Raw genomic sequence first — 12,154 nt, 5'->3', positions numbered from 1 at the left:
ATGAAAGGGGTTGCTTCGACACTTCTCTCTCTCTTATTCAGCGAACGGGGAGGTTAAATAATTTTTTTAGGCAGGGATATGGAAAACATTAGAGAAGAGTATGTAGTCGGCCAAAAAATAATAGAGCGAAGGGTGGATACTATGGGAGTTCAAGCAGAGAAAATTTTTGTTAACTTACCGGTTAAAGACCTGAATAAATCCATAGCCTTTTTTACTAAAATAGGTTTTGAATTTAACGCCCAATTTACCGATGAAAATGCAACATGTATGGTTATCAGTGAGAATATATTTGTCATGTTGTTGGTTGAAGATTTTTTCAAAACTTTTACTAAAAAAGAAATTTCTGATGCAACAAAAAGTACAGAAGTTATTGTGGCATTATCTGCTGAAAGTAAGGAAAAAGTCGATGAGATTGTAAATAAGGCTCTAGCAGCTGGCGGAAAGGCTTCAAATGATCCGTTTGACCAAGGCTTTATGTATGGATGGAGTTTTCAGGATATAGACGGTCATCTTTGGGAGTTAATGTATATGCAAGAAAGTGTAGTCGATCAAGATTAAGTCAAAAGAAAGGCACAATCCTTTAATAAGGACTTGTGCTTTTTTGTATTGAGGGTCATAAAAAGAGCAGCTGAAATTGATTATTCAACTTACAAAGTAGAGTGCTAATAAAATCTCAACTTTAATGAACGAAAGGGGGCGAGAGTTCAAGAGCAGGGGTTGCTGCGGCGATCCTTTTTCTTATTGAACGAACGGGTGGTGATTGCTTAATAAAGTAATATTAAATTATATATATTTACATTTATGGTATTTTATGTAATAATAAAGAGACCGATCGGTTTTGTAATTAAAATTTAGGAGGTTTGTGACTGCATGGGGAAAGGGCTAGATACAAGGAATATGATTATTAGGAAATCAGCAGTGATATTTAATCAACAAGGGTACACCGGTGCCTCCATGTCAGATATTATGAAAGCTACGGGACTGGAAAAAGGGGGAATATATCGGCATTTTAAAAACAAAGATGAGTTAGCAGTAGAAGCATTTGATTATGCCGTAGATGTATTACGAAAGACATTCCGTTCAGCTGCATTTGGTAAAAAAACAGCCGAGGAAAAATTGATATCTGTTCTGTCTGTATATTCTAACATTGCAGAAGAGCCGCCACTTAGCGGAGGCTGCCCTTTGCTAAACACTTCTGTTGATACGGATGATACACATGAGGTTCTGAATGGAAAGGCACGTGAGGCCATGAATGAATGGTTGAAATTTTTAGAATTGATTCTAGAAGAAGGAATTCAATCAGGTGAATTTAGACCTGATATAGATATTAAAGAAGTCTCTATATTCCTCACGTCTGCTTTTGAAGGCAGTATTATGTTGGGGAAATTGTACGACAAAAGCCTCTATGTACAAAAGTATCTAAATCAATTACATCAATACGTTAAATATTGCATCAAGCTATAATTTTTTTAAACGAAAGAGACCAATCGGTTTCTAAAGGGGATGAGGATATATGTTGAAACAACAATGGAATGTAGGGATTTTACTTTTTGAAGAAGTTGATGTGTTAGATTATGCAGGACCATTTGAAGTATTTTCTCTTACTGTATATGAAGATAACGAAGTAGTGACGTTATTAACAAAAGGTTTCGCCAATGAAGAAAAGCCTTTTATTGTCAAAACGATTTCACAAACCGGAGAAATGATTCCTTCCCATAATGGTCTAAAAATCCAACCTGACTTTAGCTTTAAGAGCGTTGATAGAAAGTTTGACATCTTAATTGTACCAGGTGGACCATTGCGCGCAGTTAAAAAAGTTACTAAAAATCACGAGCTACTTAAATGGATTTCAGATTTTTACAAGTCTGGTGGTATGGTTGCATCGGTATGTTCAGGCGCACTTTTGTTGGCGGAAGCAGGTCTTTTATCTGGCAAAAAGGCAACCACACACTCATTTGCAATTGATTATATGAGATCTACTTACCCGGACACTGAAGTAGTGCCAAAAGTTCGTTTTGTGGATCTGGGGAATATTCTTACGTCTGCAGGGGTGTCAGCAGGGATAGATATGAGTCTGCATATCGTTGGAAAATTAATGGGGGAAGATGTCGCTATAAGAACCGCAGCGACAGAAGAATATCCATATGACTGGAAATCACATGGAGTTTATAATAATTAGATGTAGTTGAGTGTCTCTTGATTATAACATGATTCTAATTTGGGCGAAGCAGCGAAAAACTTTGTTTCGCCCAATGTTGAAACAATAAACTGATGCGACCCAGCTCAGCCAATGGATGCGTGTGAGAGTTCCAGAGGCATACGGTTTGGGATTCAGAACAGAAAGTAAAGTAAGAAGTGAAAATAGAAAAATCAATAATATGATTTGGGATTTCTGGAATGTTAATTCATATTCGTTTGCAAATTTACTGCATAACTGTCGTCTTTATTGGTGTTGTAATTATATTATGGCAATCACTCATATAAAAAAATCCCCTTCTTTTTTAAGGGGATTTTTCATTAGTGACCAATATTTTAATCTAAACCCCCCGGTTTATTAAACACAGCAATTCGATCCAATAATGTTGAACTTGCTTGATTTAAACCGAGAATAGTTACATCTATGAAAGATGTAATAATAGCTTTAAATCTACTTTAGATTTTCTAACTGGTTTATAAAAAGAAAGGTGCAAGCCATTACGGGTTACTCCTTGCTATTATGCTTTTATTTCTTCATGACGATTAGATTTTCGCTTTCAATGGAGCAAATGAAAACAGAACCTGATAAAATAACTTAATCGATCTTCAACAATCGGGCGCACTTCTTAAGTAAGAAGGCGTCTTCTTTTATCGAGCCATATAGTTGAATCAGAACTGTACTACATCATTTCTTACCTTCAATTTTCCAAAAATAGTGCAAATGCATTTTTACATATGAAATAATATTGTGTAACCTAAACAAAAGACACTTCTCGATTTCCTTATTGCAGCAAAAAATTTGAGGTGATGGGTATGAAGAACAGCTTCATGATATTGCTTGTAGTGTTATGTATCCCTCTGTCCAGCTGCTCCAGTTCAAGCCATCATAAGGTATATACCCAACCAAGCAACAAAATAGAAGACCAATCTGATAAGGTGACTAAGCCGGAGCATAATAAGGCACACCCTAAGTCCGTTCCGGTTCCACCGCAAGCAAATCCAAAGGAAGAACTTGTCGTTTACAACGGGCCAATCGAGCATATCTTTTTTCATCCACTTATTATTGATCCCGAATTAGCTTTTGATGGGGATGCGATGTCAAAAGGTTATGATGATTATTTTGTCACCGTTAAAGAATTTAAAAAAATGATAGACTCATTGTACCGCAAAAATTTTGTGCTAATTAAAATGTCTGACCTCTTTCAAGAACAGATGATTAATGGAAAAGTAACGTTAACGAAGAAAGAACTGAAACTGCCTAAAAACAAAAAGCCGCTAGTCCTTTCTGTTGATGATTTAAATTACTATCAATATATGAAAGAGAACGGTAATGCGTATAAATTACTAATAGATGAAGACGGGGAACTTGCTACCTATTCAAAGGATAAAAATGGGGCTGAGTTCATTTCTCGAGACCATGAAATCGTTCCGATACTGAATTCTTTTGTGAAGGAGCATCCCGATTTTTCATTTAACGGGGCAAAGGGAATTCTTGCATTAACCGGCTATGAGGGAATACTGGGATACCGTACCCACGAATTAACGAACAAAAGTTATGCTCATGAAAAAGATGAAGCGAAAAGAGTGGTTGATAAACTAAAGAAAGATGGCTGGGAATTTGCATCACATGGTTACGGCCATTTGAATACAAGAAAAGTAAGCCTAAGTACCTTGCGTTCTGATACGGAGAGATGGAAAAAAGAAGTTGAATCACTGATCGGAAAAACAAATATTTATATCTATCCATATGGAAGCAGTGTTTTGCCAGGAGATCCTAAATTTCAAGCTTTAAGAGATTATGGGTTTAGTATCTTTTGTTCAGTAGGGCCAAATCCTTATCTATCGATTTCAAGCCAATATGCAATGATGGATCGGGTGCATATTGATGGAATAGGGTTGAGGCAACAGAAAGATATTATGGCCCGTTTTTTTAATAGTGATGAAGTGATGGACCCTGAACGTAATCAATAGTACTCCGCGTCTGTATTTTTTTAAGAATGATGTTAAACTAAGGATAATGAAGGAGGTGTCTCTTATGAGTATCAATCAACCTCATCCTAAGAAAGTAACATATACTGAATATTTAACATGGCCTGATGAGCCACGTTATGAAATCATTAATGGTATTCCCTATATGCAAGCTGCACCATCACGACAACACCAGCGCATTGTAACCCAACTAACGGGAGAATTATATACCTTTTTAAAAGGAAAGACATGCGAAGTATATACGGCTCCATTTGATGTCAGATTATCTGCTGCAGAAGATGAAGAAGAATACCATGTCGTACAGCCCGACATCAGTGTAGTATGCGACGAAAAAAAATTAGATGATAAAGGATGCAAAGGGGCTCCGGATCTCATCGTAGAAGTTCTATCTCCTTCCACTTGGCAACGAGATCGTATCGAGAAGCTGAACCAATATGAAAAACATGGAGTAAAAGAATATTTACTAATCTATCCGAATGAAAAAATTGTAGAGCAATATATCCTTGAAGAAAACGGTATGTATGGAACACCTTATATTTACAATGAAGAGAATGTATTCTGTTCGAAGATTTTCCCAGAATTCGAACTAGCCATGAGTGATATATTTTCTTAGAGTGAAATCTCGAAAGCCTTGCTGCTATCATAGTGAGGTTTTCTTTTTTGTTTCACATACGAATTCCCCAACAATAAAAGTCCTATAAATATAGAGAAGTGAACTATTTTGTCCTTTAAAAGAGCTAAGAGAAGGAGGAAATCAACTTGTTTGAGGTATATGCGGCGATCCCTTTTTCTTATTCAACGGGAGGTTAGTTGAATAAGAAATTTCAATACAAAAAGAGGTTGATTGCTAGGACCAACCTGATAATATATTAATAAAAAATATATTATCCACTCTGCTGTTCACTTCCAGCAGGAAACGAAACTCCCATAGTTCGCAAAGATTCTTTTGCTTGATTTAAATAGGATTCTGCTTGTTCTTGCCATTTGATAATCACTTTAATAAACGTTTTAAACTCAGGACTTGCATTTTCCTCCATCATTTTTAATCCTTCACGTACTTTTTTATCTTGGTTTTCAGCATTTTTTATACAAGCCACCATTGTTTCTACAATGGATTGCTGTTGCTCACCATTTACTATCCTCTGGGATGAACCTACTGCGGTAACGCGATGATAGGAAGCAGGAACTAGATGATCATGCATCTCGCGATTCCCTTTTAAATCTTTGGTTTTTGGTATATGGAAAAGTTGAGTGCTCATAGCACATACCATTTCTTCAGCATATAAACTTTGGTGTAACAAATTTAAAATATGTTCCCAGTTGTTAACTCGATAAAAATAGTAAGGATACAAAAAATCATCTCCTTTTTCAGAAAGTTAGAACTCCCATCTTTATAGTTATGATTAAGTATCCAAATTAATGTAAATGTATTATCGGATAGTATGCCGAACCGGGATTAGATGACTGTATTGTTTCTGGTTATGCCATTCACCATCTTCCCCATGAAAAGAAAAAAGAATTGTACCGAGAAATTAAACGGAGCATAGCGGCTATAGCAATTGACGGAAAAATAATTGATTTTACCAAGTTAAAAAGAACAAGACAAGGTCAAATAAAAGTGGAAAACAGGCTGCTGTCGCTGTCGCGAGAGAACTGATTGGATTCACTTGGGCAATTGGCTGTTCAGTTGAGAAGAAGAAATCGGATGAAACAAATGTTGCTTAAATTCTTGTGAAACGCGAGAAAACATTTATCTCTTACTTCTATATAAATAAGTGTTGAAGTTTTGGATCGGAGGCAAAACTTCAACTATGTACTAGGTTTCTTTCATGACCGAACGTACGCAGTTAGTCCGGGGCAGCTCCGTGACGGATAGGATTAAAATGCGGTATCCAACCCGTGCATATTCGGCAGTTCCTTTTAATGTATTGGCTCACGATGAATTAGGGGATGTCAATATTGAAAAAGGGGAAAGAACCAATTATAACAGCATCGGAAGTTGAGGGCTCAAGTTATTGGTAAGTTTGAGTTTCTTTCTAGTTTACATAATATATATTATAGGAAGTTAAATAAATAAATCGATTTATTGTCTCAAATATAGAGTATACTTATTAAAATGAGATATTTTAAAATTTGATTCAGACCGCGTATTATATATCCTTTAAGTTTTTTCATTTCTTTACATATTCGTTTATTTGTAATGATAATTGAAATGGTCAACTTGAACATGAACAACCCCGGATAAAATTGATCATGTTTTGTTTACGTAAAATTGCTTACGAATCGCCAACAGTTATCGTTAATATATTTTTTGTGACTTTGTGACTCTGATGTGAAATCCATGATTAATAAAGATTGCATTGCATCTCCTTCTTTGTTTTTACCTAGTTTACATAACACAAAACATGAAAATTCATTCGTATCTACTATTATTTATTTTTTTCACTATTAAATGTTAATACAAAAGGTTAGTGAGATAGGAATCATATACTGGCACCTCCACCCTCCTATTTATTGGCAGAAAATGAACGGAAATAATCAAAATGTTTAACTTTACTTATAGGTAGTCATTAATTGGATTCATCAAACCACTCCTGCCTTTTTAAAAAAATTGAGTCTTACAATTGATGAGCTGAAGCCTTTACCATATTTTTTGTTGAGGATAATAATGGATTAAGTTATAATGAATAGTAAATATAAATTGTAACGTTTATCTATTGAATGATTCCTATGTTAAAGGAGCGATAAATTCATGAATATTACCATTTACTACGGAAACCACGAAGACAAAACCATTCATACGATGGATTGCCATATTGACATTGATGAAGAAGAAATGACCGTTGCACCTGAAGTGCGTTAACTATATTAGTTTACATAATTAATTAAAAATTAAATCATATGAGCGATATCGGATTTGTTCTGAAGTCGCTCTTTTCGTTATGACTTCTTGCTTTTGATTGAGAAAATCAACCGCTCTCTAAAACAAAAACACCATTGGAAAATATGGTGTTTTTGTTTTACATTCAGTTCATTTATCATTTCTAATCGTTATGTGATGACAAATGGCTTTTTTGTTTATCTCTTCGCGTTACATAAACCCACAATGCCAGTAAACCTGCCGGTAAAATGAGGAACGTAACCACTCGATAGCAATCCAAGACCGCCGGCGGAATATCCATCTGCTGAAACAATGCACGGCAGACATGGAATATGATGGCACCTAAGCTCATAAAGAGACCTTTTTTGAGCATTTTCTCCATTTTTTCTCCCTTTCCCCTTTTTGTTTAATCCTTAGACATTGCTCTCGATTATATCATGGAATACAGCCAAAACCATGGTGAAATGGTCCTATTACTAAAAATAAGCCAATTGCAAAAATAATACCCGAAACCAACAAGGTGGTTACGCAATAACCCGTAATATCTCTCGCCCCCAGTCCGGCAATTGCCAGGGCAGACAAAGCCCGGAATGGCTGAGCCATATTCATCCACGCTTCACCATAGGCGATCGCCATAGCTGCGATACCAGCCAGGATCGACTTCAAGCTGTTCAGCAGCCGGCATGATTTTACATACAAAATGGACCATTCGTTTTGAAGGTCCATTTTGTGTTTCGCAATATATTTAGTAACGGTCGAAATCAAATTCTTCCAAAGAATCCATATGGCTTGCAATCATCGCAATGATGGTGCTTGCTTCTTCTTTGCTGAAAATAAAGCTGGATTCATCTTCGATCAATTCATCCTCTGTTGTTACAACACGATTTACGCGTCTAAGGATGCCGTCACCTGTCTCTTGAACAATTCCGAATTGGTATGTGACTTCCACTTCGTCTTCATGGGCATACGCTGTTACCTCAGGAGTTGTCCATTGAACATCGACTTCCTCGAGGATATCATCTTCTGTCGGGTCCTCATCATCCATCACAAGATATTCATCCTCTTCTTCGATATCTTCATCATCATTTAGATAAGCATGGAAGCTTTCGTGGACAGCATCAACGATATCCTCTATATCAGAAAGGATGGTCCTCGATGTTTGTTCAAGCTCTAAATCAAATGTTTCCATATAAAATTCCTCATTATGCGGATCGAAGAACAACGTGCAGAAGTATTCTCTCTCGTCATCTTCCGTTTCTACGAAGAATTCGATTCTAGGATGCTTTGCACCTCGATCAATCGACATGTGGCCTGCTCGATCGTACTTATCACAAATAGACTCCAGATGATCCTGCAATTCCCCGGTAACCCGGTCGAACCATTCTAATGACATAGAGGCATCCCTACCTTTCGATGTTATCGCTTTTATTGTTTCCTGCATTTCGCTTCTTGTACGAGCCATTTTAACCCATATTGATTTTGTTTATCATTTATAATTAAATACTTCATGCAGCAAACTATAAAAAAGTATTGATGAAAGTAGTAACGAAAATCCAATCCGATTAATCTTAAGTATAATTCCAAAGGGTAAAAGTGGGTTTATATGAATAAATAACCAAAAAGCTTAATTGAAACCTCGAATTTTTTGTAATAATATTCTTATATTTGCATAATCAAACGAAATAAATGTGTGGATGAAGTATAACGAAGAATTCCGTCAATGCCCGCTTCACTTACAAAAAAAGAGGATCATCCGTTTGAAGTACTTGTTTTATTTGTAAACTTTAAAAGGTCTATCAGAAGCTGACTGAAGGTACTTAAGTGGTTTTGAATTCTTCCAGGAATACCTTGTTGGATTATCGGATCCGGATGAAATAGAATCCATTTTGGATGCTTACCAAATTGCTGTAGAAGCAGCGCCGGCAGAATAAAAAACAAGACATTCCGTTAGCGGTATAAGGGGTTTTTTATGATGGATAACATTGTAGATGTGATCAATCCAGAAATGAACCAACGGATTAAACAGATAATCGATGGCATGACTTTCACGAAAAACTTTCGATCTGCCACGGCAGAAGAATGGTATATTTTTCTACCCGGCTATAAAGATCCGCGAACAGGCGGTGCTGCCGGAAAAGCAATGATTCATTATCATCTTTACGGCAATAAAGATGTGTTTATTAATACAACGGTCATTTTGGATGACCCTGCATTATTTGATCCCGATATTCACCCTCTGGTTTATGCGGTTGCAGATGAGCTGGTAAACCGGCTGGTTGGCTATGCCGATACCCTGCTGTCTGTTCATGCCGGTGAAAACTCTTTTGATGCGGAATATAAACAGTAATAGCCATGAGCAGCACAAACATGCATGTAAGAAAGGACACCTCTTACATGCATGTTTGCTATTATTTATCATTTTAGCGGAAACCTTCACCATTAGATGATGTCGGTATATGTAAAGCAAGCAGCCTTTTTAGCTCCGCTGCTGTGAGGACCGCTCTGATCTCATCGTGTCATTATTGAACAATTGAGAAAACCCTCTGAAACCGAAAAGCCCCACAAATACTATGCCAAGGATCATTCCGCCATATAAAGCTATTCCTTGTCTCATCACATTGATCACCTCCATCATAATGTTCCCCAAAATAAGGGTAAACATGAGTGAGATGGACAGATTTGGATATAAAGTTAGATGGACAAGAAAGATTAGAAATAATTTCGATTGATATCTCATACACATAACTTGTTCAAAAATAGAAATACTACTTTTGTAACTTTAATTTCAACGAAAGAAGGTATGTAAAATGACAGTTGCATCTCAAGTTAAACAAACATTAGCAGGATTAAAAAGTGCTCAGGCCAGCTTTGAAACATTCGCTTTACAAACAGAGAACCAAAGTGCTAAACAAATGTACCAAAATGCCGCACAACAAACTCAAACAATCGTCGACAGCCTTGAGCCTCGTATCCAAGAAATTGAGCAAGAAGAGCCTCAATACAAACAACAATGATAATGGTTGGCTTATAGCCAACCCTTTTCATATATAGAGACAGAAAAATGTTCCCCCCTTCATTACAGGGATGGAGTCGGGAAAGAAAATTAAATTCATACAAGAAGATAGGAAGAGGTAAAGATGACCATTGCTTCAAGTGTTAATCAATGTCTTTCAACGATTAAAGGAATCGAATCCCAATTATCAAGCCTCGCGTTAAACTCCCAGGATGAAGAGGCAAAAAGAATTTTTCATGAAACGATGTTAATGATGGACGATATCAAACAGGACCTTCAGGCGCGTGTATATGAACTTGAAGCGGAAGAACCGCAGTACAAAAAACCATAATCGTGGAGGTGAAGTGAAATGCCGGAATGGTTAGATGTCATCGTTCGTTCTTTACTGTTTTTTGTCGTTCTCTTTTTGACCACCAAAATATTAGGAAAAAAACAGATTTCAGAACTGACTTTCTTTGAATACGTGTCAGGAATTACGATCGGCAGTATTGCCGGTGAGGTGATCATGGGGCTTGAGAAAAATATTTTTGTCGGGATTTTAGGAATTGTCATGTTTGGTCTCATTACATTTCTAGTTGACTTGCTTGCAATCAAAAGCAAGTCATTCCATGATATAATCGAAGGAAAGAGCCGAGTTTTCATCAAGGATGGAAAGGTATTAGAAGAAAACCTGAAGAAAGAAAGATATAGCATAGATGAGTTAAATGCCTTACTTCGCAAAAAAAATGTGTTTAAAGTTGCTGATGTAGAGTTTGCCGTCTTAGAACCAAAAGGGGATCTTAACGTCCTTTTGAAAAAAGAAAATCAGCCGTTAACGCCAAAAGATTTGCAGATGAAGGTCCCGCAAGAAAAAGAACCTCAAACGGTCATCATGGATGGCTGTATTTTGGATGAAGCCCTGGCGGTTGCGAATAAGACCCGCAAATGGCTGGACATTGAGCTCTCTAAACTAGGGGTTAATCTCAATAACGTCTTTATCGGGCAAGTCGATTCTTATGGAGAATTGACAGTCGATATTTATGATGATCAAATCAAAGTACCGTCCCCTCAACAACGTCCTCTTTTATTAGCCATGCTCAAGAAATGCCAGGCTGACTTGGAGCTTTTCTCTTTAGGGACGGATTCACAGGAAGCAAAAGATATGTACATCAAAAATGCGAAAAAGCTAAGTGAAGCATTAGAACGGCTAACCCCTTATTTAAAGGGCTAAATCAATGGGAAAAGCGCTGAAAACAAACAAAAGTCAGGTAATGGAACCTGACTTTTGTTATGAGGTGGCAAAGAAAGGATACTTTTCAAGAGGGCAAACGATGGTTAATAACCGGTCCTTTGTAAAAAATACAACCAGCAAATCAGTCTATATAAAAGGAGGATAAACCATTATGTTAAAAGAGCAGCAAACCGTTGTATTCGAATCAAAAGACGAAAACGATAACCTCATAGTGGATGGAAAGATCAGTGGTGAATCCGAGGTGCAATATCACGACGATTTAAAGTTGAAAGCTGTTATTGCACTCTTGAACTCGGTGGATCAACAACACTTTCAGGCGTCCGAAAAAACGGATTTATTTAGCTGGTACATGGGGGAAATTGAACAAACACTTCAGGCTATCAGGAAACACAACCGTTTTCAAGGAAATGAATGGCAGTAGCCGGGCACCTTGTATCCTTTATCATAAATGGGATAATGAACATGCCAAGGGTTACATTATCATTGAGGGGGTGAAAAAAATGGCTGAAAAGAAAAAAATCCAGGAAAACATAAATGCTGAACTTGGCGGGATGGGCATTTATGGAACGACAAGTAATGCAGAAGTTGCAGGTTATCAAATGTCGGGTGATATTGAAAACGCCGGCCAGCTCCATAAAGGATTTGCGAAAGAGGAAGGTCACGCAGGAGCCACTGCATCCTTTAAAGATTCTCCGCAAAGGGATTAAGATGGCCTGCCTATGTATCCATATGATTGGCACATAAGAGGAGCTATGTTTTTGGGCTCCTTTTCTTTTCGGTTACACAAAAAGAGAGGCCATTATTAGATGGACAACCTAATAACAACCTCCCTTTAATTAGAAGA

Annotated in this window: 15 protein-coding genes and 1 pseudogene; 12 read left to right on the top strand and 4 right to left on the bottom strand. The window is 37.0% G+C overall.

The features are described from left to right. The first annotated feature begins 141 nt into the window (after positions 1-141). From ACFOU2_RS21450 to ACFOU2_RS21430, 5 genes are all read left to right on the top strand, one after another. Entirely contained in the window at positions 142-558 is a 417-nt protein-coding gene (locus ACFOU2_RS21450) for a VOC family protein (protein ID WP_377918318.1), read from the top strand. Positions 559-870: 312 nt separating this feature from the next. Further along, positions 871-1,464, top strand: a complete 594-nt coding sequence (locus ACFOU2_RS21445; protein WP_377918317.1) for a TetR/AcrR family transcriptional regulator — start codon at positions 871-873, stop codon at positions 1,462-1,464. 52 nt (positions 1,465-1,516) lie between these two features. Beyond that, positions 1,517-2,179 (top strand): DJ-1/PfpI family protein, encoded by a 663-nt coding sequence (locus ACFOU2_RS21440; RefSeq protein WP_377918696.1) that lies wholly within the window; start codon positions 1,517-1,519, stop codon positions 2,177-2,179. Between the two features lie 830 nt (positions 2,180-3,009). Further along, the gene (locus ACFOU2_RS21435; RefSeq protein WP_377918316.1) at positions 3,010-4,167 is read left to right on the top strand and encodes a polysaccharide deacetylase family protein; all 1,158 of its coding nucleotides are present in this window, start codon (positions 3,010-3,012) and stop codon (positions 4,165-4,167) included. 64 nt (positions 4,168-4,231) lie between these two features. After that, positions 4,232-4,798, top strand: a complete 567-nt coding sequence (locus ACFOU2_RS21430; protein WP_377918315.1) for a Uma2 family endonuclease — start codon at positions 4,232-4,234, stop codon at positions 4,796-4,798. 271 nt (positions 4,799-5,069) lie between these two features. Here ACFOU2_RS21430 and ACFOU2_RS21425 read toward each other — a convergent pair whose 3' ends face one another. Further along, entirely contained in the window at positions 5,070-5,537 is a 468-nt protein-coding gene (locus tag ACFOU2_RS21425) for a hypothetical protein (protein WP_377918314.1), read from the bottom strand. Between the two features lie 477 nt (positions 5,538-6,014). Here ACFOU2_RS21425 and ACFOU2_RS21420 point away from each other — a divergent pair, with 477 nt between their 5' ends. Further along, positions 6,015-6,188, top strand: coding sequence for a hypothetical protein (locus tag ACFOU2_RS21420; protein WP_377918313.1), 174 nt, complete (start codon positions 6,015-6,017; stop codon positions 6,186-6,188). A gap of 1,041 nt (positions 6,189-7,229) precedes the next feature. On the opposite strand, the gene ACFOU2_RS21415 is transcribed toward ACFOU2_RS21420, so the two are convergent. From ACFOU2_RS21415 to ACFOU2_RS21405, 3 genes and pseudogenes are all read right to left on the bottom strand, one after another. Continuing rightward, positions 7,230-7,448: a hypothetical protein gene (locus ACFOU2_RS21415; RefSeq protein WP_377918312.1), complete on the bottom strand. Its 219-nt coding sequence runs from the start codon at positions 7,446-7,448 to the stop codon at positions 7,230-7,232. A gap of 53 nt (positions 7,449-7,501) precedes the next feature. Further along, a pseudogene (locus tag ACFOU2_RS21410) lies at positions 7,502-7,754 on the bottom strand (TIGR00366 family protein); the annotation flags it as partial. Between the two features lie 57 nt (positions 7,755-7,811). Beyond that, on the bottom strand, positions 7,812-8,459 hold the full coding sequence (locus ACFOU2_RS21405; RefSeq protein WP_377918311.1) for a hypothetical protein: 648 nt from the start codon (positions 8,457-8,459) through the stop codon (positions 7,812-7,814). 576 nt (positions 8,460-9,035) lie between these two features. Here ACFOU2_RS21405 and ACFOU2_RS21400 point away from each other — a divergent pair. From ACFOU2_RS21400 to ACFOU2_RS21375, 6 genes are all read left to right on the top strand, one after another. Continuing rightward, complete coding sequence (locus ACFOU2_RS21400) at positions 9,036-9,413, top strand: hypothetical protein (RefSeq protein ID WP_377918310.1); 378 nt, start codon at positions 9,036-9,038, stop codon at positions 9,411-9,413. A gap of 460 nt (positions 9,414-9,873) precedes the next feature. Continuing rightward, positions 9,874-10,080, top strand: a complete 207-nt coding sequence (locus ACFOU2_RS21395; RefSeq protein WP_377918309.1) for a DUF1657 domain-containing protein — start codon at positions 9,874-9,876, stop codon at positions 10,078-10,080. A gap of 123 nt (positions 10,081-10,203) precedes the next feature. Further along, on the top strand, positions 10,204-10,410 hold the full coding sequence (locus ACFOU2_RS21390; RefSeq protein WP_377918308.1) for a DUF1657 domain-containing protein: 207 nt from the start codon (positions 10,204-10,206) through the stop codon (positions 10,408-10,410). An 18-nt stretch (positions 10,411-10,428) separates the two neighbouring features. Further along, positions 10,429-11,289: a DUF421 domain-containing protein gene (locus ACFOU2_RS21385; RefSeq protein ID WP_377918307.1), complete on the top strand. Its 861-nt coding sequence runs from the start codon at positions 10,429-10,431 to the stop codon at positions 11,287-11,289. Between the two features lie 172 nt (positions 11,290-11,461). Next, a complete protein-coding gene (locus ACFOU2_RS21380) occupies positions 11,462-11,731 on the top strand; it encodes a hypothetical protein (protein WP_377918306.1) in 270 nt (89 codons plus the stop codon). A 79-nt stretch (positions 11,732-11,810) separates the two neighbouring features. Continuing rightward, complete coding sequence (locus tag ACFOU2_RS21375) at positions 11,811-12,017, top strand: hypothetical protein (RefSeq protein ID WP_377918305.1); 207 nt, start codon at positions 11,811-11,813, stop codon at positions 12,015-12,017. Positions 12,018-12,154: the final 137 nt, after the last annotated feature.

The sequence above is a fragment of the Bacillus songklensis genome (assembly GCF_042649685.1).
In the GTDB taxonomy this organism is placed as follows: domain Bacteria; phylum Bacillota; class Bacilli; order Bacillales; family Bacillaceae_H; genus Bacillus_BA; species Bacillus_BA songklensis.
The sequence above is the reverse complement of the archived record's forward strand: the minus strand, read 5'-3'. Positions and strand labels throughout refer to the sequence as shown.